The organism is Jeotgalibacillus campisalis (genome assembly GCF_000829515.1).
In the GTDB taxonomy this organism is placed as follows: Bacteria; Bacillota; Bacilli; order Bacillales; family Jeotgalibacillaceae; genus Jeotgalibacillus; species Jeotgalibacillus campisalis.
This window is the reverse complement of record NZ_JXRR01000016.1, coordinates 21,588-47,912: the sequence shown is the minus strand read 5'-3', so window position 1 is coordinate 47,912 and position 26,325 is coordinate 21,588. Positions and strand designations below refer to the sequence as shown.

General features: G+C 39.4%; 21 protein-coding genes. 10 read left to right on the top strand and 11 right to left on the bottom strand.

From position 1 onward, the window contains the following. Positions 1-185 precede the first annotated feature (185 nt). On the top strand, positions 186-803 hold the full coding sequence (locus KR50_RS12195; RefSeq protein WP_041058931.1) for an NAD(P)-dependent oxidoreductase: 618 nt from the start codon (positions 186-188) through the stop codon (positions 801-803). A gap of 189 nt (positions 804-992) precedes the next feature. Here the strand turns inward: KR50_RS12195 and KR50_RS12190 are convergent, their stop codons facing one another. Together KR50_RS12190 and KR50_RS12185 are read right to left on the bottom strand one after the other, a co-directional pair. Further along, a complete protein-coding gene (locus tag KR50_RS12190; RefSeq protein ID WP_041058929.1) occupies positions 993-3,005 on the bottom strand; it encodes an ABC transporter ATP-binding protein in 2,013 nt (670 codons plus the stop codon). Continuing rightward, the gene (locus KR50_RS12185) at positions 3,002-4,759 is read right to left on the bottom strand and encodes an ABC transporter ATP-binding protein (protein WP_041058927.1); all 1,758 of its coding nucleotides are present in this window, start codon (positions 4,757-4,759) and stop codon (positions 3,002-3,004) included. Before KR50_RS12185 ends, KR50_RS12190 begins: the two co-directional genes overlap by 4 nt. A 925-nt stretch (positions 4,760-5,684) precedes the next feature. Here KR50_RS12185 and KR50_RS12180 point away from each other — a divergent pair. Next, on the top strand, positions 5,685-6,194 hold the full coding sequence (locus KR50_RS12180; protein WP_041058925.1) for a universal stress protein: 510 nt from the start codon (positions 5,685-5,687) through the stop codon (positions 6,192-6,194). 275 nt (positions 6,195-6,469) lie between these two features. Continuing rightward, entirely contained in the window at positions 6,470-7,042 is a 573-nt protein-coding gene (locus tag KR50_RS12175) for a TetR/AcrR family transcriptional regulator (RefSeq protein ID WP_041058923.1), read from the top strand. Positions 7,043-7,063: 21 nt separating this feature from the next. On the opposite strand, the gene KR50_RS12170 is transcribed toward KR50_RS12175, so the two are convergent. The 3 genes from KR50_RS12170 to KR50_RS12165 form a co-directional block, all read right to left on the bottom strand. Further along, positions 7,064-7,546 (bottom strand): helix-turn-helix transcriptional regulator, encoded by a 483-nt coding sequence (locus tag KR50_RS12170; protein ID WP_332307479.1) that lies wholly within the window; start codon positions 7,544-7,546, stop codon positions 7,064-7,066. 401 nt (positions 7,547-7,947) lie between these two features. Continuing rightward, on the bottom strand, positions 7,948-8,118 hold the full coding sequence (locus KR50_RS18300) for a twin-arginine translocase TatA/TatE family subunit (protein WP_084215582.1): 171 nt from the start codon (positions 8,116-8,118) through the stop codon (positions 7,948-7,950). Positions 8,119-8,211: 93 nt separating this feature from the next. Continuing rightward, positions 8,212-9,462, bottom strand: coding sequence for a dicarboxylate/amino acid:cation symporter (locus KR50_RS12165; protein WP_041058921.1), 1,251 nt, complete (start codon positions 9,460-9,462; stop codon positions 8,212-8,214). Between the two features lie 177 nt (positions 9,463-9,639). On the opposite strand from KR50_RS12165, the gene KR50_RS17990 reads away from it, so the two are divergent. After that, entirely contained in the window at positions 9,640-10,071 is a 432-nt protein-coding gene (locus KR50_RS17990; RefSeq protein WP_052477075.1) for an arsenate-mycothiol transferase ArsC, read from the top strand. A gap of 37 nt (positions 10,072-10,108) precedes the next feature. Here KR50_RS17990 and kynB read toward each other — a convergent pair whose 3' ends face one another. Together kynB and kynU are read right to left on the bottom strand one after the other, a co-directional pair. After that, entirely contained in the window at positions 10,109-10,735 is a 627-nt protein-coding gene (gene kynB / locus KR50_RS12155; protein ID WP_041058918.1) for an arylformamidase, read from the bottom strand. Between the two features lie 14 nt (positions 10,736-10,749). After that, positions 10,750-11,991: a kynureninase gene (gene kynU, locus KR50_RS12150; protein WP_052477078.1), complete on the bottom strand. Its 1,242-nt coding sequence runs from the start codon at positions 11,989-11,991 to the stop codon at positions 10,750-10,752. Between the two features lie 468 nt (positions 11,992-12,459). Here kynU and KR50_RS12145 point away from each other — a divergent pair, with 468 nt between their 5' ends. The 5 genes from KR50_RS12145 (at position 12,460) to KR50_RS12125 (ending at position 19,063) form a co-directional block, all read left to right on the top strand. Then, positions 12,460-13,362: an aldo/keto reductase gene (locus tag KR50_RS12145; RefSeq protein ID WP_041058914.1), complete on the top strand. Its 903-nt coding sequence runs from the start codon at positions 12,460-12,462 to the stop codon at positions 13,360-13,362. A 374-nt stretch (positions 13,363-13,736) separates the two neighbouring features. Next, positions 13,737-15,101 carry a hemolysin family protein gene (locus tag KR50_RS12140; RefSeq protein WP_041058911.1) on the top strand — a complete coding sequence of 455 codons (1,365 nt, stop codon included), beginning with the start codon at positions 13,737-13,739 and terminating at the stop codon, positions 15,099-15,101. A 207-nt stretch (positions 15,102-15,308) separates the two neighbouring features. Beyond that, complete coding sequence (locus KR50_RS12135; protein ID WP_041058910.1) at positions 15,309-16,991, top strand: glycoside hydrolase family 13 protein; 1,683 nt, start codon at positions 15,309-15,311, stop codon at positions 16,989-16,991. A 363-nt stretch (positions 16,992-17,354) separates the two neighbouring features. Next, positions 17,355-18,224 carry a cation diffusion facilitator family transporter gene (locus KR50_RS12130; RefSeq protein WP_041058907.1) on the top strand — a complete coding sequence of 290 codons (870 nt, stop codon included), beginning with the start codon at positions 17,355-17,357 and terminating at the stop codon, positions 18,222-18,224. A 224-nt stretch (positions 18,225-18,448) separates the two neighbouring features. Further along, positions 18,449-19,063, top strand: a complete 615-nt coding sequence (locus KR50_RS12125) for a DedA family protein (RefSeq protein ID WP_041058904.1) — start codon at positions 18,449-18,451, stop codon at positions 19,061-19,063. Positions 19,064-19,236: 173 nt separating this feature from the next. Here the strand turns inward: KR50_RS12125 and KR50_RS12120 are convergent, their stop codons facing one another. Both KR50_RS12120 and KR50_RS12115 read right to left on the bottom strand, forming a co-directional pair. Next, positions 19,237-20,067, bottom strand: coding sequence for an undecaprenyl-diphosphate phosphatase (locus tag KR50_RS12120; RefSeq protein WP_041058902.1), 831 nt, complete (start codon positions 20,065-20,067; stop codon positions 19,237-19,239). A 222-nt stretch (positions 20,068-20,289) separates the two neighbouring features. Next, positions 20,290-21,696 (bottom strand): SpoVR family protein, encoded by a 1,407-nt coding sequence (locus tag KR50_RS12115; RefSeq protein ID WP_041058899.1) that lies wholly within the window; start codon positions 21,694-21,696, stop codon positions 20,290-20,292. 340 nt (positions 21,697-22,036) lie between these two features. Here KR50_RS12115 and KR50_RS12110 point away from each other — a divergent pair, with 340 nt between their 5' ends. Further along, positions 22,037-22,273: a YhdB family protein gene (locus KR50_RS12110; RefSeq protein ID WP_041058895.1), complete on the top strand. Its 237-nt coding sequence runs from the start codon at positions 22,037-22,039 to the stop codon at positions 22,271-22,273. 361 nt (positions 22,274-22,634) lie between these two features. Here KR50_RS12110 and KR50_RS12105 read toward each other — a convergent pair whose 3' ends face one another. Further along, on the bottom strand, positions 22,635-24,365 hold the full coding sequence (locus tag KR50_RS12105; protein ID WP_041058892.1) for a phospho-sugar mutase: 1,731 nt from the start codon (positions 24,363-24,365) through the stop codon (positions 22,635-22,637). A gap of 346 nt (positions 24,366-24,711) precedes the next feature. Continuing rightward, the gene (locus tag KR50_RS12100) at positions 24,712-26,253 is read right to left on the bottom strand and encodes a bifunctional GNAT family N-acetyltransferase/carbon-nitrogen hydrolase family protein (RefSeq protein WP_041058889.1); all 1,542 of its coding nucleotides are present in this window, start codon (positions 26,251-26,253) and stop codon (positions 24,712-24,714) included. Between the last annotated feature and the right edge of the window lie 72 nt (positions 26,254-26,325).

The following is a 26,325-nucleotide window of genomic DNA, read 5'->3' as shown; positions in this document are numbered from 1 at the left end:
TATTGTACCATTACTTTGACAGTAAATGGCGAGAAAACTCCCCCTTCAAGCGTTGCGTTTGCAGACAGTAAGTGAGGCTTAGGCCATCCAAACACATGTAAAGAAATTATAGGATGTCTCTTTTCTGTCAGTTAAAAATCAGCTACACTTATATTAATCAAAAACGTTTTACAGGAGGAATTCGAATGAAATTAGCACTGTTTGGTGCATCCGGCCGTGTAGGCAGGGTAATCATGGAAAATGCTTTACAGGATGGACATGACATCCAGGCACTCGTTCGAGATCCTGAAGGTATAGCTTCACATCCGGGAATGAAGAAAATAAAAGGGGATGCTTCAAATAAAAAAGATGTTGATGAAGTCATTCACGGCTGCGATGTTGTTATCAGTGCTTTAGGAACGGATAAAAATGATGCACTCACTAAATCAATGATTCATATTCTTCCCGCGATGCGTGCGAACTCAATCTCTAAGATCATCACAATCGGCACTGCAGGCATACTGGATTCAAAAAGAGAACCTGGCAAGTTCCGCTTTCATTCCAAAGAATCAAACCGCCGTTTAAGTACTGCGGCTGAGGACCATTGCCGCGCTTATTTAATGCTGAAACAATCTTCAATGAATTGGACGATTGTTTGCCCTACATACTTGCCTGATGGGAAGAGAATAGGAAAATTCAGAACGGAAATTAATACGCTGCCTGATGATCCTTCAAGCATCTCTATGTATGATACAGGTGATTTTGCCTATTCTCTCATTCAGACAAATGACTACTCAAAAAAACGGGTGGGATTGACGTATTGAACGATTAACTTATTGAGAAGTTAATTCTGCACCCTACACTGCCAGGCTCATCTTTGCCAAAAAAACAGAGGGCCGTATAAAGTCAAATCCCATTGACGTCATACGGCCCTTCTTTTATTGTTTGAACGATTAGATCTTACACTTAAAAGTTGCTGCTTGCTGAAGGTGCCGGCAACAAGTAAGTTTTTTCTATCCTGCCTGTTTATTTCCCTGTTGAAGCTTATACATTTGATAATATTTTCCTCTGAGAGCCATCAACTCATCATGAGAGCCCTTTTCAGCAATTTCGCCTTTGTCGAGCACAAGAATTTGATCTGCGTTTTTAATGGTTGATAATCTATGTGCAATGATAAAGGTCGTACGCCCGGATTTTAACGTCTCCATCGCATCTTGTATAATGGCTTCCGTTTCTGTATCCACACTTGATGTAGCTTCGTCTAAAATCAAAATAGCCGGATCATAGGCTAGTGCCCGGGCAAAAGATATAAGCTGACGCTGCCCTGAAGACAAAGTGCTCCCTTTTTCGATCACCGGTTCATCCAGCCCTTTTTCAAGATGCTTTAATACACGATCGGCCCCTACTGCTTTCAATGCTTTTTCTACTTTGTCCCTTGAAATCCGGGGATCATTGAGAGAGACGTTTGAGGCAATTGTACCTGTAAAGAGATACGGGTCCTGAAGTACGATCCCCATATGCTCGCGTATCGTCTGTCTGGGCAGTTCCTTGATGTTTTTACCATCAATACGAATCTCCCCTTTTTGGCAGTCGTAAAAACGGAATAATAAATTCATAATGGAACTTTTCCCTGAACCCGTATGACCAACCAGACCAATGGTTTCTCCCGGCTTTGCTTCAAATGATAGATTTTTCAAGACGTAATCTTCTTCTTTATAGGCAAACGAAACATTTTCAAATGATACTTGACCTTTATATCGATTTACTCTGCCGTCCTCTACCTCTTCACCCTCTTCATCGAGCAATTGAAATACTCTTTCACCTGCTACTAATGCAATTTCTAAATTGGCAAGCTGGTTAACTATTCCTGTTACGGGTTGGAATAGACGGTTTATATAATCTACAAACGCATAAAGGACACCGACTGATACAACGGACTCAGCGCCAATAGCACCACTTCCAAAATACCAGATGAAGGCGACAAACGTCAGATTCCGCAGAATTGCAACCAGATTATAAGACATTAGAGAATTTAAACTTAGGAGCTTGTTTTGATAATTAAAATGAGTTTTATTCATTTCTTCGAATTCTTCTTTTGTTCTTTTTTCCCTTCTAAAGGCCTGGATGATCGTCATGCCTTGAATCGATTCATTAATTGAAGCATTAATTTCACTTACCTTCGAACGTACAACATGGTTGTAAGTGGAAGCATATTTACGATAAACAGTCATCCATACCCATAAAATTGGAAGCAAGAGCAGACAAATCGCTGCAAGCTGCGGATCAAGAATAAACAGCGCTACAAAAATACCGGTAATATAGATTCCGCTGTAGAAAAACTGAGAAAGCACCTGTACATAAAGCTCCCTTATTGCTTCTGTATCATTGGTAATTCTTGCGACAACTTTTCCTGCAGGCAAGTTGTCAAAGTAATTAATTGGCAGCTTTTGAATATGCCCAAAGATATCTGTCCTCATCTTTTGAATAATTCTGTTCGCCGAGCGCTGAAGATGATAGTCCTGCCCAAAGTGAAACAATGCCGCTACCACTGTCAGTGCAAAATACAGCAGAACTAATTGAATGATACGAGGAATCTCCGGCTGATAAAACGCCAAAATCTGAGAAGAAGACAATTCATCAGCAGCGTAAACCGTTTCATTTTCGTCCTCTGTAAAAATCAAATTTCCTTCTTCAAAAGAACGCTCGCCTTCTGCTGTGACGGGTTCGTCTACAAAGAAAAACCGGACGCCGATTTGAAAAATATGCGCTTCCTCGCCCTTTTCTTCCCCGTCCGTAAAGTAATCTCCCCGCTTATAAAATGTATTATTGTATGCTACGGCATCTTTTGTATCGGCCGATTCATACCAGGGCTGTTCAATTCCTAGAATATGATCATCAATCATTTTCTTTGCAATAAAGGGACCGACTAGCTCTGCGGAAACAGATACAGTCAGCATTAATAGCGCGATGATGATCGTTTTTTTAAATAACAGCGCATACTTATAAAGCCTTTTTCCTACACTCATGAGCGCACCTCCTCAAGAAGTGATTCTTCCACCTGCTGGCGCTCATACTGTTCCAAATACCATCCTTTAGCTAAAAGCAGCTCATCATGTCTGCCTTCTTCAATCACTCGCCCCTCTTCTAGGACAATGATCCAGTCTGCATGTTCAACAGCTGACAAACGATGAGTCGTAATAATGGTCGTTTTGCCTTGCCTTTCGTTACGGATATTGTTTAAAATACTGGATTCAGTTTTTGCATCAACAGCTGACAAAGAATCATCTAATATTAGTACTGACGGATTTTTTATCAACGCACGTGCAATGGAGATCCGCTGTTTCTGGCCGCCTGAAAGAGCTACTCCCTTTTCTCCCACCAGCGTCTCAAGTCCATCAGGAAGCATTTCTAAATCACGTTCAAAATGAGCCATTTTTATCGCATGAAAGATGGCTTTTTCATCCGAGTCTTCAGCTCCGAATAAAATGTTTTCACGAATGCTTCTGGAAAAAAGAATATGATCTTGAGGAACATAGCCGAACCAGGATCTAACATGATCTTTTGTCTGCTCTGCAATGACTGTTTCCCCGATTCTTATTGCACCGTCACCCATGGGATATTCTTTTAACAGCTGCTTCACAAAAGTTGTTTTGCCGCTGCCCGTTTTACCGACAACACCAAGAGTCTGACCCTGATTGATCTTCACATTTAAATCCGTCAGATTTTTTACAGATGAAGATGGGTATTGAAATCCGGAATTTGTAAATGAAATGGAACTCGCTGCTGCATCATTCACAGGGGTTTTGCAATCCGGTACATCTTCAGAATAATTCAGTGTTTCATTTACACGATCCATTGATGCATTTCCCCGCTGCATGATATTAATCAGTTCACCAATAGCAAACATTGGCCAGATCAGCATACCAAGATATACGTTAAAGGCGACTAACTCACCTAATGTAATGGACTGATTGAATACAAGAAACCCGCCATATCCTAATCCAATCATATAGCTGATACCTGTCAGGATTTTTGTCAACGGATTAAAAAGAGTGTCAATAACAGCTACTTTCATATTCTTTTTAAAAACGTCTTCTGTCTCTTGATGAAATTGAGCTTCATCCGCACGTTCCTGAACATATGCACGAATGACTCTGACACCCGCGATCGATTCAAGCACACGGTCATTCAAATCCCCGAAAGCGTCCTGTGCACTTGTGTAACGCTCATGAATTCTCTTACCTAAAAGCTGCATGACGATGGCCAATACAGGCAACGGGAGAACCGCTGCGATCGTAAGTTCCCAGGAAACCACGACACCCATCGTTATAAGAATCGTCAGCATATAGGCTGTAGAATCAATAAGAGTTAATACACCAAAGCCCGCTGTAACAGATACTGCTTTCAGATCGTTCGTTGATCTTGCCATAAGATCTCCGGTACGGTTACGTTCATAAAAGGTTGGTGTCATTTTCAATAAATGACCCATAAACATAGAACGGAGCCTTCTTTCAATTTCATTTGCACCGCCAAACAATAAATATTGCCAGATGTAATTAAATAAATACGCTATTAGCGCAATCCCGACCAAAATGAGCAGGTAGCGTTTTAACATCCCCTGCGTCAGTTCTCCTCGGAAGATATCATCTATGGCAAGACCTACCAGAAAAGGAGGTATCACTTCAAATACATTGGCAATCAGAAGCAGGACAATGGCCACTGTGTAGCGCTTCCAATGCTCTTTAAAAAACCAGCTTAACTTTAAAAAAATATCAAACATGCAATCCTGCCTCCTTTTTCTTCCCTTTTATCGGGCTACCCGCTTTCTAGCTCCACCGTTTTTGTAAACTTTATTGTACCCTTGTTCATTTTTGTTCCTCCTTTTTTAAAATGGTTGATACACTCTTACATATATGAAAACAGATCACTCTGTTAACAACAAAATACATATTTTGGAAACTAAAAAAGCACACCGCCTATTAAAGCACGGTATGCTTCCATTATTTTAGGCACAGACTACGATACGCAGACTTCACCACAATCATGACAGAAAAATGATTTCTCAATTAAAGTCCATCTGTTACAAAAGAGGCTGCAGCTGCGCGTTATTCAGTTTGATAAAACGATCTGAGGCAACTATACGATTTTTCATGACACGCAACTCCCTTCTTAAGTAATTTTGCCCATTTAGGACACCCTTAGATTAGCCCAACTAATTAGTAGATGTCAATTGTTTTTTCATTTTTTAGAAAAGTAAAGATGTGAGTTTAGATTCATTTGTCAACTTTTTTTAACGAAAACGTTTTAAAGAACAATGTGAGGGTATGTTATAACTAACCAAAAGGTAGGTTTTTTTCGACCTGTTTTGGATCCTGACAAAGGGGTGAAAAAAATGCTAAGAACTATTTTAATGATTATTGGTGCAATCGTTGTAATCTTTTTCCTGATCAACCTGATTGGATAATTTCATCCAATACACACATTTTTCGGGGATTTAATTGAAGCAGAGCAACTATTGTACTTATAACATATGCACTACATTTATCTTATTTGGTCTACTTATTTGTTCACTCGTTCATTTAAACCCCATTTACTTTAAAAGCCCTTTTAAAAGGGCTTTTTTTATGTTCTTTTCTTTTTTCAGACTATTACATCAATGAGCAGGGTAAAGACATAGTAATGATTCTTAAAAGGAGTGAAATGAGATGTATACGCATATTCTTTTAGCGTTTGATCAGTCAGCCAGCAGTCAAAAAGCGCTGGATTCTGCTGTAAGTCTGCTTCATTTAAATAGTAAAGCCGATCTGACTATTACACATGTTTCTACTGAGAAGCATTCGATCGACACAACCGTTTACGATAAGCCCAGAGATGCAGCACCCATTATGACACCGGGAGTCGATAAACAAAACCCTCCCTATATGCCTCCTCTGCCTCAGCAGGATCATGGGCAATCAGTTCACCAACTGACAGAGGAACTGGATGATGCATTGCTTTCTGCAAAAGATCACCTTGATGCAAAGGACATTCAAGCGCAATTTTACCCACTATCCGGCTCTCCTGCAGAAGCAATTGTTGACTATGCTGAAAACAACGAAGTGGATCTGATTATTGTGGGACGAACAGAAAAAAACACCTTTCAAAAATGGTTCTTAGGGAGTGTGAGTGAAAAGATAATGCAGTCTTCTCCCTGCAGTGTGCTGGTGATTAAGTAGGCAGGTCAAATGTGAATGATTTTGCTGCTAAACCGTTCTTGTATTAATCTATCTCCTAAATTTATGAAGCCAATCTATACAGATAAATGCCCGTAGTTTCTTTACTATTGAAGTAAAGAAACCGGGTATTTTAACTTGCCTTCAACACTCTAAAAAAGCAGCAGATGAAAAGAGAATCCGTTTGAACGTTTATTTATTCGACTCAAAGTACACGGTTTGCTTCAATTTCCGTTATAATAAACATAAGTATGGCTCAATAAAGGATGATGGATATTATGGCTAGACAAAGAAAGATGGTTATTGACGACCTTTTAAATGCAACTGAAGAACTGCTGCTTGAAAAGGGATATGAAGGATTTCACTTTAAAGCATTGGCTGAAAAATTAGATGTAGCCAGAAGTACAATATATGAATACTACAGTAACAAAGACGAATTGATTACTGATTATATGCGCCTTCTCATGATGGAGGTAATGAACAAAATTAATGCTATTACTCCTCAAGACTCCTCTTTTAACATGCTGAAAGAACTGTTGACGCTATTTATGGAGTATTCTCAAGTATACGACATGATAAAAATGCGTTCTTCCCTAAACCAAAGTACTTCTCCTAGTGTTATTAGCCATTTAGATGAGCTCGACGGGTATTCGCGTGAACTGTTTCAATTACTGACGGTTCATATTGAAAAAGCCAAGGAGGAAGGCTCCATTCGCAAAGACGTGCCATCCTCTTTAGTAGCAGGCATTTTTTTTAACACCGTTTTAATCCCGAATTACCAAAAAGTACCCGCTGATCAATGGTCTGAAGCTATTTTTAGTATTCTTGAAAATGGGATTGCAGTAAAATAACAAGGAGATCTTACACAAACCCTAAACTGTGTGAGATCTTTTTTTAAGTTTAACAAGCTCTATAAATCGTTCTCTAGCCTCTTTTTCATTAAAGGAGCTATATAGTCTGTACTGATCCTTGTCTACAATTCTAAAATGCTTGCTGATGATATTTCTTTGAAGGGTCAGGTTCTCATCTTTTTTCACTAAATCCCACCATATTTTACCTCCTAAAGTCTTTTCCTTACGGGTCTCCATCTCTTCTCTTGCCAGCAGTTCTGCAAGTTCCAGCGCATCTCCTCCAACTAAATTAATTAAACTATCCTGTTCTCTAAACAAGGCACAGATGACAATAATCGTGGTCCAACTAGGCAGCAAACGCCCCTTTTCTATCTGGACCAGTGTTTTTTTGGATACACCGATCACTTGAGCCATTCGATCCTTTGTGTAGTCTGCTTCTATACGAATCAACTTCAGTCTGGAGGCAATCATTTCGATTAACTCTTGTTTTGTCAAAGCTGTCACCTCACTCCCGCCACGAATATACCATTTTATAACGCTGCATAAAGTGCTTCTATTTGATTCTATTATCTAAACAGTCCGTTCATGTGAAATGGATAGTGGTAAGCGGTTTATAATTTAAAAATAAGTCTGCTCGGTTCCTTAATAGAAATGCTTCACAAATTAAAGAGCCTGAGACAAATGACTGTCTCAAGCTCTATGACCTGGTTCAATTCGTTATTAGGCGGACACTTTCCGCAGAGACGGCGCTTGAGCCCTCCTCTGACTTTGACTTTCGGGGTCTCAAGCTGCCGTCATATCCTGCAGGGCTCCACCTTCCGCTCCCCTCAAGCGAATAATAGATGCTGCCTTAGGTTTTGAACTACTTTCAGTAATGTCCCAGCCTCTTATTTAAAGGCCCTTTTCTAAGAATCTTTAGGGTTTTGTTTGTCTGAATGACCGGCTGAATTCAGTGCTTTTTTAAATTCATGCATGGTGACCCCAGCCGCTTTTCCAAGCTCAGGCAGCTTGGATGGGCCGAATACGATGAGTGCAACAAATAGAATGATGATAACTTCACCTATTCCAAGATTCATTCCCGTTGCCCCTTTTCAAGTTTTATATACTTCAGTATAACTTCATCAGGCCTGTTTCAATCGACTCAAACTTGTTTATTTGATGAACACTAATCATTCGCCTCTTTGTTCTTTAATTTTCTTATTTTTCTCAGATTCTGATACAAAGAGTGCCACAGCAGCATCCCCAGATATATTAATTGCAGTTCTGCACATATCTAGTAACCGGTCAATTCCGAGAATCAGACCGATGCCGGCTACAGGCAGGTTCACCGAATTTAACACCATTGCCAATAAGATCAGACCGACACCTGGTACTCCAGCTGTTCCTATACTCGCTAAAACAGCCGTCATAACAACCGTCAGGAGCTGAACAAAAGTCAAATCAACTGCATAGATCTGGGCAATAAAGATTGTTGCTACCCCCTGCATAATTGCTGTTCCATCCATGTTGATTGTCGCTCCGAGCGGTTGTACGAATGAGCTGGAAGCTTTAGATACTTTCAAATCTCTTTGTGCTACTTCCATTGAAATCGGCAAGGTTGCATTACTGCTTGAAGTACTGAAACCAACCGTCATTGCAGGGAAAAAGTTCTTATAAAACCAGATCGGACTTTTTTTGGCCAAAAAGAAAATGATGCTGCCATAGGTTACAATGGCATGAATCACTAATGCCAGCAAAACGACAAATACATACATTAAGATACTTTGAAGCGATTCAAAGCCTGCTTCACCCAGTGCTGAAGCAATTAATCCAAATGTTCCATAAGGAGCAAATTTCATTACAATGCCAACAAGGAACATCATAATATCATTTCCCTGCTCAAATAAGTTCATAACACCTTTTGTTTTTTCCTTTAACACTGTTAGAGCAAAGCCAATAAAGATGGAAAAAGCAATAATCTGAAGCATATTGCCTTCTGCAAGAGCAGAGATTGGGTTCTCAGGGATAACACTCAACAAAGTTTCCCCTACTGATGGTGTATCTTCCCCTTCAAATGAAGCTGCGTCCCGCTCTTCTGCTGTAAAAGGAGAATTTTCTCCCGGCTGAATGATCGCACCAAGGCTCAATCCGATCGTAATCGCTATAGCAGTTGTAACTAAAAAAGTTACCACCGTTTTAAAGCCCATTCTGCCAAGTTTTTTGGTATCTCCTAAACCAGCAACTCCTAATACAAGTGAAAAGAATACGATGGGCACAACCAGCATATTAATTAAACTTAAGAAAATTTGCCCCAGTGGTGAAAAGAGATATGTATCCAACGTTGCGAACAAATCTGGCGCAAAAGCATTTAAAGCCAAACCTGTAATAATACCCAGAACGAGTGCTATCAGGATCTTAGCGGTTAAATTTAATTTCTTCATTCATTTTCCTCCGATCATACTAAAAATATCATTTAGTTTTTACAATACCCCGACTAGCAATTTAGTAGATATACATAAGAATATCAATGTATGAACCTGTAAAATCATTATACATGCATAAAACCAGTATAAAATGGGTATAGTGTACTATAACATCTTGAGAAAGGAACTGCGATTATGACAAATCAAACAATCTTCTTTATTTCGTCAAACCACGAACGCAGTTTAATCGCTGAGGGCTGGGCTTCCAGATTAAATACACAGAATGTAACATATCGAAGCGCAGGCTGGTTCAGCGCGAAAACTAGTCCATTTTCAATTGAGGCAATGAAAGAAATCTGCATAGATTTAACTGCCATCAAACCGTATCATTTAAAAAAAGAGGAGCTTGATCAGGCAGATATAATTGTTCTAATACAAGATTTTGAAAAGGATGAAAAAATTTCATTGTCTCCGTTGGCTGCTAAGAAAATTTTGACTTGGAATATACTGAACCCTGATAAGCACTCGGCTGACCCGAACGAAAAGTGGGTTCTCTTTCAGGAAATTTGTGACGACATCGCCCTTCGAATAAAAGACCTGGGAAAAACACTTTCTTCAACCGTGTAGCTTATTCTGGCAGAATTTTTGCCGATTAAGCTTTTTTTTATATTTCGCGCAGCACAGCTCTGACGGGGCTTCCATCCGCTCCGACAATTTTCAGCGGCAAGGCTATCAGTTCGTATACTCCCCCTGATACATCTTTCAGATCAATTCCTTCAAGGATCCAGATATCATGTCGATGAAGTTCTAGATGATTTTTCAACTCTTTACTGTCGATAGAATCAACAGACGGCAAATCCACCCCAATTAAATTTATATTCTTTTCAGCAAGCTTGCCTGGCACATCTTCCGTCATTGTAGGAATCGTCTCTGGAAAAACTGTTCGGTCTCCCCAATAATCTGTTTTAATTAGCACACTAGTAATCTCCTGATCTGTAACAAAAGGAAGGATATCAACTGCACTAATTTTATCTTTTCCTCTGCAGTCCACTACTGCCGTTTTAGAGATATAGCGATCTAATGAGAGTTCATTTACCTTTTGACCAGCTTGATCGAAGTGAAACGGAGCATCAATATGCGTACCCATATGGGTGCTGCTCTCGATTTTTCCAACATTAACAGAACCGCTCTCTTCAATATCCCAGGAGACTTCGTATTGAAATAAAGTATCACCTGGCCAAACGGCTGCTGCTTCGGATAATTCCATTGAAATATCGATGATTTTCTTCATTTTACCTCTGCCTCCTATGCAATAATGTTGCGGGAATTTTGATACTGCTCGTAAGCTTTTGTTTCCATAATTTTTTCAAGTTCCAGCATTGAGTAAAATAATTCCTCAAAAGTAGTGTATAAAGGAGCAGGTGCGAGCCTGATCAAGTTAGGCGACCTGAAATCAGGAATGATCATTTGATCCTTCAAAGCTTTGCATATACTTGCTGCAGCACTATGCTCCAAGGCAATATGTCCTCCTCGTTCCGTGTGCTTTAGCGGCGTGACAATTTTAAAGTGATGATCGGCAAGCAGTGTATCGATTAATTGTAGTAAATAATCCGTTTGTTGTAATGATTTTTTCCGAAGGCGATGGATCCCAGCTTCTTCGAATATACTCAGACTTCCGATCAATGGGGCGCTCGATAAAATATGCGGGGTGCCGATTTGATAAGCCCCGGCATCAGCAGCAGGGGAAAAAGAATGCTCCATATCAAATTGCTTGTCCTTTGCAGAACCAAACCATCCCTTCAATCCAGGCATTTTACCGTGATGTCGTTGGTGGACAAACAGTCCTCCGGTTCCACCCGGCCCGCTGTTTACATATTTATAATTACACCATACAGCAAAATCCACATTCCACTTGTGGAGATTATGAGGTACAGCACCGATCGAATGTGCTAAATCAAATCCCACGACAGCTGAAAACTGATGAGCATATTCAACTATTTCCTTAATCGGCAGCAATTGACCGCTTCGATATAAGACAGAAGGAAGCAGGATCAAAGCTGTTTTTTCTGAGATGGATGATTTAATTCTATCGAGTAAAATGGTTTGATTATCTTCAGATGGTATTTTCTTCAAATAAACTTGAGGATCATATCCTTTTAGTTCCAGCTGGCTTTGGATCGCATAAAGGTCAGAAGGAAAATTAAGTTCATCAGCCAGAATTTCATTTTTACTGTCGTCTGGATGATAAAAACTTGCGATCATTTGATGAAGGTTCGTTGTAATAGATCCTGTGACAATCACCTCATCTTTATAGGCTCCTATTAAAGGCGCTGACTTTTCTCCTAAGCTTTCTGACAGCGTAAACCAGGGATTGTCTCCTTCAGTCCAGCCATCAATCCCGTATTCCTTCCAGCTATTTAATGCCTTAATTGTTTCTTTTTCTGCTCGTTTAGACAGAAGTCCGAGTGAATTGCCATCTAAATAAATCTGCTTTTCTCTTATGTAAAATTCATCACGGAAAGAGGCTAACTCATCATGCTGGTCCATCTTTATTGCTTTTTCTAAAAGTTCCTTACCCTTCACTGCTTCATCCCCTATACTGTATTTTAATAGATGGTTCTTTTCTTCATTATTGTTTTATATATGGTATCATCTAATCGTAAATGTTTACAGATTGAGATGCAGTTTTTAAAGAGGTGTCGACAGCATGAAGTCCTTTAGTAAAACGTTTTTACGAAGAGCTCTCTGGTTTTTTCTTCTTTCGTTATTGATCTTTGAGCCTTTTTTCTCGAAAGTCATTCTTTTCTTGCTCCCTCTTTTTATTCTGTTGGCATTTGTATCGGAAATAAAAAGAAGCTCCGACTATTCAAGATACAACGCCTATATCTTGATCACCTCGATATATTTAACTGGGATATGGTGTGAGGAAAGCTTAATTCGGTCATTTTTAGTTACAGGACTGATTTTTTCACTTTATCTCCTATCACTCGATACTACATAGCAGGAGGAATGGATATGGAAAGAATAACAGCAGCAGAAGATTTGCAATTATCAAGAATCATTCACGGAATGATGCGCTTAACGGAATGGAACTTATCAAAAGAAGAACGCCTTTCATTTATTAAAGAAGTAATGGAAAAAGAGATCACTACGTTTGACCATGCAGATATTTACGGAAGCTACCAATGCGAAGAACTTTTTGGAGAAGCACTCGCTTTAGATCCATCTATCCGAAAAAAAATGGAGATCATTACAAAATGCGGAATTGTTCTCCCTTCATCCAACCGCCCAGCGCACAAAGGTCATTATTATGACACGAGTAAAAAACATATAATTAAATCAGTAGAACAATCCTTACAAAACCTTCATACCGATTATATTGATTTACTATTGATTCACCGTCCCGATCCCTTTATGAATCCCGAAGAAACAGCAGAAGCGTTTGATCAGCTTCATAATGAAGGGAAAGTTCTTCATTTTGGCGTTTCAAACTTTAAAAGAAGTCAATTGAAAATGCTTGAGTCTTATACTGCTCAGCCGCTTGTTACTAATCAGATTGAGCTTAATCCCTATAACTTAGAAAACTTTGAAGATGGTACACTCGATCTTTCTCTCGAAATGCAAGCTCCACCAATGGCTTGGTCCCCTCTTGCAGGAGGTCAGCTTTTTGGAAATGAAGAGGAAAAAGCACAGCGAATCAGAACTGCCCTGAAGCAGGTCGGTGAAGAAATCGGCACAGAGAAATTAGATGAGGTTATGTATGCCTGGCTTTTTTCTCATCCGGCTTCTATTATGCCAATTGTTGGATCAGGTAAAATCGAACGAATTGATGCAGCGATTAAGGCGTTGACTAAAAAACTTACACCACATCAATGGTACGTAATCTATGAGGCTTCTCTTGGACATGAAGTTCCCTGATTTTTACGAATGAAAAACCCTTATGGCTGGAAATAATGATAGTCACGGTTTTTCCTTTTGTGGTAAAATATAAGCATTATTATTTTGATTGGAGGAATGTTCGATGGGGTTATGATGCTCGCTTATGGTGAAAAAAATCGTTGTGTTTGTCACGGAGTAATCAAAAATGGCTTGAGAAGCCAAGCGAACGGGTCATCATATCCATTTACAACTTCCTTCAATAAACGTCTTTTAAGGTTGATTTGATAGATGCCCCCGGTTGAATCTTGCCCATAATGATTAGGCAGTATATTTCAACAAAACAGGAGGTGTGAGAGACATCCCCACGCAAAAGATCAGCCCATGCTGATTTTTAATGGGATTGTCTCAAATCATTGGAAATAGTTAATTTACTTATGGTCGCTGTTCTGATTGCACTAACAGCATTTTTTGTTGCTTCTGAATTCGCCATTGTAAAAATCAGAAGTTCACGTTTGGATCAGCTTGTCGCTGAAGGAAATTCAAAAGCGCTGGCTGCAAAAAAAATAACATTAAATCTTGATGAATACTTGTCAGCATGTCAGCTTGGAATCACTGTAACAGCACTAGGCTTAGGATGGTTGGGAGAGTCTACAGTTGAAACATTCGTTGGTCCTGTTTTAGTCAGCTTGGGCATTTCAACTTCTATTACTCACCTGATTTCATTTATCATCGCCTTTTCCATTATCACTTTTTTACATGTAGTGATCGGGGAACTGGCGCCAAAGATTTTAGCTGTTCAAAAAGCCGAAGCTGTGCTTTTGCTTTTTGCAAAACCGCTTATTTTATTTTATATTTTAATGTATCCTTTTATCTGGCTTTTAAATGGTTCGGCAAGAATCTTCACCACTATGCTGGGTTTAAAGCCCGCTTCTGAACATGACCTTTCCCATTCAGAAGAGGATCTTAGGATTATGTTATCTGAAAGCTTAAAAAGCGGTGAGATCAATCAGTCAGAATACAGCTATGTGAACAAGATATTTGAATTTGATGAACGTGTTGCAAAAGAAATTATGGTACCCCGTACCGAGATTATTAGTGTGAACAGCGGCCTTACCTTGCGTGAAGTGTTTAAAGTCATGAAAGAAGAACAATACACCCGTTACCCTGTTGTCGAAGATGGAGATAAAGACAATGTGATCGGGATGATCAATATGAAAGAACTGATGACAGCTTTTATTGAAAATCAGGACAACGGGGATCGACTTGTTTCAGAATTTACCCATTCCATTATTCAGGTTATTGACAGCATTCCAATTAATGAATTGCTGCTGAAGTTTCAGAAAGAGCGCATGCATATGGGAATGCTGCTCGATGAGTACGGTGGTACGTCCGGACTCGTGACCATGGAAGATATTATTGAAGAAATTGTCGGAGAAATTCAGGACGAATTTGATGAGGACGAAATCCCTGATATTCAAAAAATCAATGAAGATCATTATATTTTGGACTCAAAAGTTCTTGTGCAGAATGTAAATGATCTGCTTGGAATCAGCATCGAAGAAGAAGATGTCGACACCATTGGCGGATTTTTCATGACTAGAAATTTTGATGTGGAAATTGGTGATGAGATTTACGAACAGGGATTTGTTTTTAAAGTAAATGATGTAGACGGGTACCATATCCTTTATATTGAGGTATGGAAAATGTCTGAAGAAGAACAAACCACAGATGAAAGAAAAGCTGTTATGGAATCCTCTGTTCAAACGAGGGAAGCTTGAAAGAATCGGAGCTGAATTGATGCTATTTATCGATTCAGCTTTTTCTTTGTCTATTTTTGATTTCTCTGCAAAAAGCCATTGCATTGACGATCATATAAGGGTAAAATAAACAGGTGAAAAATAGTATTTGATCAATAGACGGATATGAGATCCGTTTTTTTATTTAAGTATGTGCAAACGATTGCATAACTATGGGGGTGCACGAATATGAAAAAAATCTGGTGGAAAGAAGCGGTTGGCTATCAAATTTATCCAAGAAGCTTCCAGGATTCTAACGGAGACGGCATAGGTGACTTGCAAGGAATTATTCAGCGTCTTGATTATGTAAAAGACCTTGGTGTAGACGTCATCTGGATCTGTCCAATGTACAAATCACCAAATGATGATAATGGATATGATATATCAGATTATAAAGATATTATGGACGATTTTGGCACTATGGCTGATTTTGATCAGCTAATGGAAGAAGTACATCAGCGGGAAATGAAATTAATCATTGATTTTGTTCCCAATCACACGAGTGACGAGCATCAGTGGTTTATCGAATCACGCTCAAGTGTTAACGATCCAAAGCGGGACTGGTACATCTGGAGTGACGGCATCCGAAACAATAAGGGAAAAACTGTAGCAGAACCGAATAACTGGGAAAGTATATTCGGTGGCTCAGCTTGGCAATATGATGAAAAAACAGATCAATATTATCTTCATGTTTTTTCAACAAAACAGCCGGATATTAACTGGGAAAACCCTGATGCAAGGCATGCTGTTTACGATGCTGTAAACTGGTGGCTTGATAAAGGAATTGACGGTTTCAGAATTGATGCAGTAAGCCACATCAAAAAGCGTCCGGGGTTCCCTGATATGCCGAATCCTCTTAGGAAACAATATGTATCCTCATTTGATATGCACATGAATCAGGAAGGCATTCAGCCGTTTCTTGAAGAATTTAAAAACGAAACCTATGGATCCCGAGATGTTATGACCGTTGGCGAAGCAAATGGTGTTTCAATTGATGAGGCCGACCTTTGGGTGGGTGAAGAAAATGGAAAAATGGATATGATTTTTCAGTTTGAGCACTTGGGTCTTTGGGATGCCGAAACCAATTTAGAGCTGGATATTGTGGAGCTGAAAAAAGTTCTTTCACGCTGGCAGGTAGGATTGGAGAACAACGGGTGGAATGCCTTATTTATCGAAAATCATGATAAACCGCGAGTCGTTTCCACCTGGGGAGATGATCATGATTTTTGGTATGAAAGTGCAACATCTATGGCTGCAATGTATTTCTTAATGCAGGGCACTCCGTTTATTTATCAGGGTCAGGAAATCGGAATGACCAATGTTCACTTTGAATCGATTGACGATTACGATGATGTTTCTGCAAAAAACCTGTATCGTATTCGCTCTGAAGAAGGACTTCCTCACGGAGATATTATGAGAATTCTCTGGGCATCATCCCGTGACAACAGCCGAACTCCAATGCAATGGTCACAAGAAGAGAATGCAGGATTTACAACTTCTGCTCCCTGGATGAAAATCAACCCGAACTACAAAGAAATTAATGTTGAAGATCAACTGAAAGATGAAAATTCTGTTCTCTCTTTTTATAAACGAATGATTAAGTTGAAGAAGAATCATGATATTTTCACCTATGGAACGTATGAATTGCTCTTGCCTGATCACCATCAGATCTATGCTTACACTAGAATGCTCAATAAAGAAAAGGTCGTTATTTTAACGAATCTTTCAAAAAAAGATGCAATTTTAGATCATATGGATATCAAATTTTCGAGCGAAAACATTATACTCAGCAATTTGCCCTTTGAAGAACATCATGAAATTTCGACGATTGTTTTAAAACCATATGAAGCGAGAGTGTACAAATTGTCTTAATGCGGCTTTTTACACTGGATTAATAGCACGTATAAAAAAGGAATGTCCACATGAACTATTTTCTGTGGACACTCCTTTTTTTATTCTTTCACCAATTAACCAGCTCACTGCCCTGCATGAGCCAGCAATTTTTAACCGCCCTCTATAATTACATCATTCTAAACCTTTTAGACTCTGTCAGTTCCAGCAATCTTTATTTCCCAACTATTCAGATTTCCTTTGCCTCCCTGCAACTTATTTACCTGTTCACAATAAGCGTGGAAGCCTCCTACAACGTTGCTCTAGACCCAAATTGGTCAGGTCTGATAATCTATTGTAAGGGAAATAATAAAGGCATGTGAGAAAGTATGTGGAGGCAAAAGTATGGATTTATACGAAAATTTAAAACGTGGGGAACGGGGTGCAATGATCAGCATTGGGGCTTACATTGTTCTTGCCGTTATAAAATTAATTATTGGTGCACAAACAGGCTCGGAAGCCTTAAAAGCAGACGGTCTTAACAATACAACAGATGTGATCGCTTCAGTTGCCGTTTTGATTGGTCTTCGTGTTTCAAGAAAACCACCGGATCAAGACCACCATTATGGACATATGCGGGCAGAATCCATTGCTTCATTCGCAGCCGCATTCATTATGACGGCCGTTGCATTTCAGGTGTTAACACAGGCAGGGTCTATATTACTCCAAGGCGGTCAAACTAATCCTCCGAGTTTACTTGCAGCATGGGTGGCAATCGGCAGCTCCATTATCATGTATGGAGTGTACCGCTACAATCTAAAATTATCCAAAAGCATTAAAAGCTCCTCGCTATTTGCAGCTGCACAGGATAATCGATCAGATGCACTTGTCAGTATCGGGGCAGCCATTGGAATTATTGGAAGCTTTGCAGGACTGGCCTGGCTTGACCCGTTAGCTGCATTTCTGGTTGGGATCATTATCTTGAAGACGGCAATCGGTATTTTTAAAGATGCGATACATACACTCACGGATGGTTTTGATACAGAGGAAGTGAATGAAATTAAATCGAGTGTCAGAGATATTCCAGGTGTGAGGAAAATTGAGGATTTTAAAGCGCGCTCACACGGAAATGTGACCTTTATTGACTTGACGATAAAAGTTGATCCGGATTTGAACGTGGTCGAAAGTCATGATATATCGGATGAAATTGAACACACACTCCAAAACAACCGCCCGCATACCCGGGTTCATGTTCATATAGAACCAGACGTCTAATGCCCGATGAGGGGAAGAAGCAGATACTTACTCTTCTTCCTTTTTTATTTTAATCGCAGGAAAAATTCAACCCCCCACCCCTCCTTTTTTGAGGAAGTCATCATTGTTCTATCCATTTTGTTTTTTAATAAATATAAAAGGTGAACAGAAAAAATATAAATGATACACTATTTAAAGTTATACATATTTCAATGCTTAAATAGTGAGATGTGGAGAGTGAACTGATGCAGGAATGGGTTATGTCATTTATGGAGCAATACGGGTACTTTGGCATTTTTCTAATGATCGCGCTTGAAAATCTTTTTCCTCCAATTCCTTCAGAGGTAATCCTGCCTTTTGGCGGTTTTATGACTACTACCACTGAATTGACCGTAACTGGCGTAATCATTGCTTCTACAGCTGGATCTGTCGCTGGAGCAGTGATCCTTTATGGAGTTGGACTTCTTGTAGATGTAGAACGGCTGGAGAAAATAATCGAACGCTACGGGAGCATACTAAGAGTTAAAAAAGAAGATCTTCACCGGGCTGATGCATGGTTTGACCGTTATGGCATATGGACTGTGTTTTTCTGCAGGATGATTCCTCTCATCAGGAGTTTAATTTCCATTCCAGCCGGGATGTCAAATATGCCTTTTGTATTATTTTTGATCTTCACAACTCTTGGCACAATCATTTGGAATACGATTTTAGTTGTTGTCGGTGCTCAGTTGGGTGACTCTTGGGAAGAAATTCTCGGTTTTATGGACGTTTACTCAACCATTGCCTACGCAGTCATCGCTCTTTTCGTTATTATTTTTATCTTCTGGTACAGCAAAAATAGAAAAAAACAATCAAAATAATTTCTGATGCTTCTATTTAGTATAAAGAATGACGCTTTTACAAGCGCAAAACATTGCACGGGATTATAAGACAATAATGATACAATGACCAAGAATGCCCTCATGAATTTCATGAGGGCATTCTTCTGTAATTGCAGATTATATATAAGCTGAACAAATTTTATCTCTAGTCATTAAAAATAAACAATCACAATTAATATACCGCTTAATACAAGCCGATAGACTGCAAATGGAAGCAGTTTTATGCGGCTGATCATAGCAAGGAAAAACCGAATGGACAAAAGAGCAAAAAGAAATGCGCTTACAAAGCCTGCAATAAAAAATGGCAGGACATCAATGGACATATAAGACCAGTTCTTAAATAAGGACAATCCGCTTGCACCAAGCATTATGGGCACTGCCATTATAAAAGTAAAATCTGCCGATGCTCTGTGACTGATACCCAAAATAACTCCGCCGGAAATAGTGGATCCGGATCTTGAAAATCCGGGCCATAACGCGATACATTGAAACAGTCCCATTAAAAGAGCCTGCTTGTAGGTTAGCTTATCAACGGTTGTAGTTATATGGTTATTTCTTTTATGCAGTATATCTGCCGCAATCATTAAAAATGAGCCTCCGATTAAACCGATCAGCACAGTTTCAATCGAAAATAGGTGCTCATCAATAAAATCCTCAAATAAAAAGCCAAAGATGACTGCAGGGAGTAATCCGACAGCCACCATCTGCCATCTCAAAACCGGTGCATTAGTTGTAGTTGATTTGTTATTGATCTTCACCAGATTGATCAGTCTTTCTTTAAATACCACAACAACAGCTAAAATGGATCCAAGCTGAACGACGATTTTAAATGTATTCGCGACATCAGGATTAAATAATTCTTTTGATTTTAACCATAGATCATCTACTATAATCATGTGACCTGTAGAAGATACTGGTGCAAATTCTGTCAGCCCCTCTACAACTCCTAAAATAATTGCAACGATAATTGCCCACCAATCCATATGATCACCCTGCCATATTCAATTTATTCTTAGCCTTTAACTATGTACTCCTTTCATTTTCAAGCTGCACTGTGGCATGTATAGAGACGTGATAAACGTATAAATAGTCACTTTTTTTCTGAGTAATACGATCAAATAGAAGAACCCAAAAGAAAAAATCCTTCTTTTTCTTCTGGGTATATTAGGTTCAGTCAACGATTATTGCATTTAAACGCGTTTTCTTTAAGACAAATGTTTGCGCTGCATTGTTCTTCCGTTATGCACAAAGCAGATACTTTTCCCGTCTACCGACGTTTCTAAGTGTACAGTCTTTCCCCATAGGCGGTGAATATGGGGCATCACTCTTTCAAGATATTCAATATCAAGCTCTGTGCCCTCGTACATATGCATTAAATACAGTTCCCCATTTTTCAAATAATCTCCATCTTCTACAACAATGTATGGAAACCCGCCATTTACCCTCGACGAAACCAGCTCGTCCCTGACGCCTTCCCATTCTTTATCAACAATTCTATAATCTCTGCCTGCTCGCTGAAAAAGGAACATATCTTCTTGCTGAACAAATTCCTTTGTTAAATAATTTCTGATAAACGATTGATCTGATTCAATTTCTCTCACTTCGAAAATCTTTTCTCTTCCACTGTTTGGCTTAACACCATTACGAATGGCTTCTTCATCCGGATTATTCCACCGGTCCTCTATATGCTCAAATAATTTTAAGCCTAAATAATAAGGATTAATCTGAGTTTTAGACGGCTGTACGACATTTGCATTCAGCTTTGCGAACTCAATGGATTCGCCACTTGTTAAATCAAGCTCTCTCATGATTTTCTGATGCCAGTAGGAAGCCCATCCTTCGTTCAATATTTTGGTTTCAAGCTGAGGCCAGAAATAAAGCATTTCTTCACGTATCATTGTCATAATATCCCGCTGCCACTCTTCAAGCTCCCGGCTGTATTGCTGAATAAACAGCATCAAATCTTTTTCCGGTTGAGGCGGAAATCTTTTTCTTTTGACTCTGGAGCGGTTCAAAGATTTAGGCACCGATTCCATATTCCACAGATCGTCATAGGGAGATATTTTTGTGTCTTTTTCTTCAATCTCCCACTCATCCACTTTCCAGTCAAATGAAGCTTTAGAAAATGAAGGATCTACGTGCTCTTCAATTGCAAGTACAGCATCTAGAAATTCTTCCACCTCTGGTTTTCCTACTTCCATTTCATATGCTCTGATCCTTTCGGCAGTAGCAGTCATACTGTTTACCATATCTCGCTTGGTCTGACTGAACCGTACATTATTCTTAAAAAAGTCGCAGTGCGCCAAAACATGAGCAACGATCAGTTTGTTTTGAATTAATGAATTCGTATCTAATAAAAATGCATAACATGGATTAGAATTGATAACCAATTCATAAATTTTGCTCAATCCGAGATCATATTGCAGCTTCATCTTATGATATTGCTTTCCAAAGCTCCAATGAGAAAATCGGATCGGCATTCCGTAGGCACCAAATGTGTACAAAATGGAAGCAGGGCAGATTTCATACCTCATTGGAAAAAAATCAAGCCCAAATCCTTTGGCAACTTCAGTTATTTCATCAATCGCTTTTATCAGTTCTTTATCACTCATCGGTCATCACGTCCCTTCCCTCCATAAAATATATGTCGGAAGTAAAAGTTCATGAATGATGAGTATTTCTTAGATCAATTTCCTTAACCTTCTTTAATGTACAACATAGATCTTGCAAAGACCGGCAGCCTTCAGAACAGGGTGAAATACATTTATGGATTATTTTAGGCGTACCTGAATTTTATAAATTATTATGATATCCTTCTTATCCCTCTTCATGCTGGCAACAAGTTAACAACGTCCAATCGCTCCATTTTTTCACTCATTATTTTCAGAACAAATTTATGATTTTCAGCACATACTAATGATAACTTCTCTGAAAGGAGGATGGACAGTAGACATGAACAATGACTATGACCGCACTCTGCTTTATTTATACCGGCACTCCTGGGATGACATGCTTATTTTGATGGTTCGCACGAAGGATGATCTGCTATCCAAAAAAATAAAATCTCTTTTAAAAGGCATACACTATCCACAACCTCAGGAAACCACCGCTTATCATTACACAGAGCTTTTTCGTTACGCTGAATATTGCGCTTCAAGACTCAGGTCTCCAGCAGTCAGCGTCTTATAAAGTAAAATAGCCGCCACCCATTAACAAAGTCTTTTTTAGTGTAATCACACGCTAAACTTTCTTTTAGATGAGTGGAGGGCTTATCATTAATCTAATCATATGGCCTCGATGAACGGTGTGGGGCTGACCCTAACAGATCAGTGGATAAGCGTATCTTATTGGTTCAAGCAGCCATTAAGATTTTTTTATTTAGTAAAGATACGTGGAGTATAAATATGATCTACATAAAATTCAGTATGTAGTTGCTTCCATCATGTAAAAATGCTTTAGAAATTATCATTCCAACGTACTCAAAACGACTTGAAGCAGCCTCCGGGAAGAAGGCTGCTTCAGCTTGAATCGTATTTTTGATGAGACTCGTTTACACCATGGAGTGCACTTTATCCATAAATGCTTCTTTAATTTCTGCTAATTTATTTTCGCTGTCTTCAAGGCTTGATCCAATTACACTAAAATAAAATTTAACTTTAGGCTCTGTGCCGCTCGGTCGGATACAAACCCAGGAACCATCTTCTAAAAAGTACTTTAAGACATTTGAAGCGGGAAGCAAAATGTCCTCTTCTTTTCCTTTAGCTGTAATTAAACGTTTTTGTGTTCCGTAATCATCCTGTGAATGGACGGCAAGACCGGCAACTTCCCTGATTGGGTGCTCCCGGAAACCCGTCAGAATTGACTGGATTTTATCTGCTCCTTCTTTTCCTTTAAGCGTTAACGATTCCAGCCCTTCTTTGTAATACCCGTGCTTTTCAAATAGCGATAAAAGAACCTCATACAAAGTATTGCCCTGCTGTTTATGGAAAGCAGCAGCTTCTACCGCTAAAAGAGCTGCCTGGATGGCATCTTTATCACGGGCAAAGTCTTTTACGAGATAGCCGTAGCTTTCTTCATATCCAAACAGAAATGTATGCTCGCCAGATTCTTCATATTGTTTAATTTTTTCACCGATGAATTTAAAGCCAGTCAGCACATCTTCTGTAGTCGCACCATAGTGCTCAGCTATCTTCCGTCCAATTTCAGAGGTTACGATGGTTTTAAACACTCTTCCATTTTGAGGGAGGCTTCCTTTTTCACTTTTTCTCCCCAATAAGTAATCAAGCAGCAGCGCACCTGTTTGGTTTCCGGTTAACAGGACATAGTCATCATTAGGGCCTTTTACAGCAAGTCCTAAGCGGTCACCATCAGGGTCAGCTGTGATTAAGAGGTCTGCTCCTATTTCTTTTCCATCCCTGATCGCATATTCAAAGGCACCAGGCTCTTCAGGATTAGGAGAAGCGACTGTTGGAAATTCTGAATCTGGCTGCTCTTGTTCTTTAACGATATGAATATTTTCATACCCAAGCGCTTTAAGTCCGCGCTGAACCATCTCATTTGACGCTCCATGCAAAGGAGAAAATACAACTTTAATATCCGTCTCCTTCGCTAATTGAGGCTTTTCTGAGACAGTAATAAGATGTTCCACATATGAATCATCCACACTTGATGAAATCATTTTAATCAGACCTGACTCTTTCAGTTCTTCAATGGATTTGACTTGAATATCAAGCTCATTATCAATAGCGTTAATCTCTTCAATAACAGCATCTGCATCTGCTAAATTAAGCTGAGCTCCATCTTCTCCATACACTTTAAAGCCGTTATATTCAGGGGGGTTGTGGCTTGCTGTAATCATTCCCCCCATATACGTATGTAATGAGCGTACAGCAAATGACAGTTCAGGGGTCGACCGCAGCGACTCAAATACGTAGGTTTGAATCCCGTGAGACGCGAGAGTACGTGCAATTTCAAGTGAAAATTCCGGTGATTTTCTTCTGCAGTCGTAAGCTAAAACAACTCCTCTTTTGACTGCTTCCGCTCCTTTATTTTCAATATATCGTGCCAGACCTTCCGCTGCTTTTCTAACGGTATAAAGATTCATTCGGTTTGTTCCTGCCCCGATTTCTCCGCGCATTCCGCCTGTACCAAATTCCAGATTTTTATAAAACGCGTCTTCTTTACCCTTTTCATTGTCTTTCATTTGCTGTAATTCAGAAAAAACCTCTTCATCCAGCTGGTCAAATGAAAACCATTTCTCATACGATTGTTGGTAGCTCATACTATACCTCCTATGGTTTTATCTAAGGGCTAGCCTTGTTTCTATTGTATCACGAACCTTAAGAAGAATCGGCTTTGAAAAGGAAGCCTTGAGAAAAAAATCCAAGAATAATCTGCTGAGACTTTCCAATTAAAAATCATCCGTAATCAGCAGACTGTATAAACCAATACCCATTTTTTTGATCATGTATACATGACTTGTTCAAACTAATTACTTTAGTGAAGAGGCAAGTCATTAAACTTTCGCATCGATACAAAAAAGCTGCCGCTGCTTCTACTGATGATCGAAGCGGCGGCAGCCTTCTGTTTTAAGGGAGTGTCAAAAAATACTCACCTTGATTAAAGAGTTATTTTTTATATTCAATATTATATATATCATGTCTTCTGTCTTTTAACTGACGTACGGTTCCGCTTTGACGCTGACGGCGAAGAATTTCCAGATCGACATCTCCGATCATGACCATTTCAAGATTTGGATCCGTTTCACCTACAACTCCGTCACGGGAAAACTCAAAATCTGATGGAGCAAAAATACCGGATTGTGCATACTGAATATCCATATTCTCTGTCTCAGGAAGATTTCCTACAGTACCTGAGATAACCGTATAGATTTGATTTTCCACAGCTCTTGCCTGAGAGCAATAACGCACACGAAGATAGCCTTGGCGGTCTTCTGTACAAAACGGAGTAAAAATAATCTTTGCTCCCTTGTCTGTTGCAATGCGTGCAAGCTCAGGAAATTCAATGTCATAACAGATCTGGATCGCAATCTTACCGCAATCTGTATCAAACACCCGAACTTCGTTTCCAGGGCTGATCCCCCACCATTTCCGTTCGTTTGGCGTGATGTGAAGCTTATACTGCTTTTCAATCGTGCCATCTCTGCGGAATAAATAAGCGATGTTGTAGATTTCGTCGTCGTCCTCTTTTACAAAGTGAGAGCCGCCAATAATATTCACATTATAACGAACAGCCAGATCGGTAAAGAGTTCAATATAATCTTCTGTATAATCGGTCAGTTTTCTAACCGCCATGCTCGGAGATTTCTCGTTTAAAAATGACATTAACTGCGTAGTAAAAATTTCCGGAAATACAACAAAATCAGAGTGAGCATCAGAAGCTACATCCGTAAAATATTCAACCTGATTTGCAAAGTCCGTAAATGAGTCAATTTGACGCATCATGTATTGAACGACACAAATGCGGACAGGATGACTTGTTTTAAAGTGGCGCTTGGAATTCGGGCGGTAATCCACATTATTCCATTCCATCAATGTAGCATATTTATTCGACTGCTTATCATCCGGCAAGTAATTCGGATTGATTCTCATTAAAGTAAATCCATTTAAAAGCTGGAACGATAAGACAGGATCATACACCTTATGCATTTGAACAGAATCCACATATTCACGTGGCGACATTTCTTCTGCATGCTTATGGAAATTAGGAATGCGTCCTCCTATAATGATGCTTTTCAAGTTGTACTCCCGTGCCAGTTCACGTCTAGCTTCGTAAAGTCTGTGTCCTACTTTCATGCGCCGGTATTCTGGATGAACCATGACCTCGATTCCATAAAGGTTGTAGCCGTCAGGATTATGGTTCGTTATATATCCTTCATCCGTGACATCATCCCAGGTGTGCCGATCATCGTATTCGTCAAAATTTATAATTAAACTTGAGCAGGAGCCGATAATCTCTCCGTCAAGTTCAGCGACAAGCTGTCCATCAGGAAATGTATCTAGATGGCTCTCAAGCTGCTCGATTTTCCATGGCTCCATGCCTGGAAAACAAAGCCGCTGCATTTCTATAATTTTCTCTATATCCGGATGAATCATTGTTCGTATGATCATCTTTTTCTCAAACTGTGTTAAATCCAATTTTTCAGACATGATTCCCACTCCTTCTCAACGTTTTACATCCCCTTCTTTCACGGAACTTAAACGCTTCATTACCATTACATA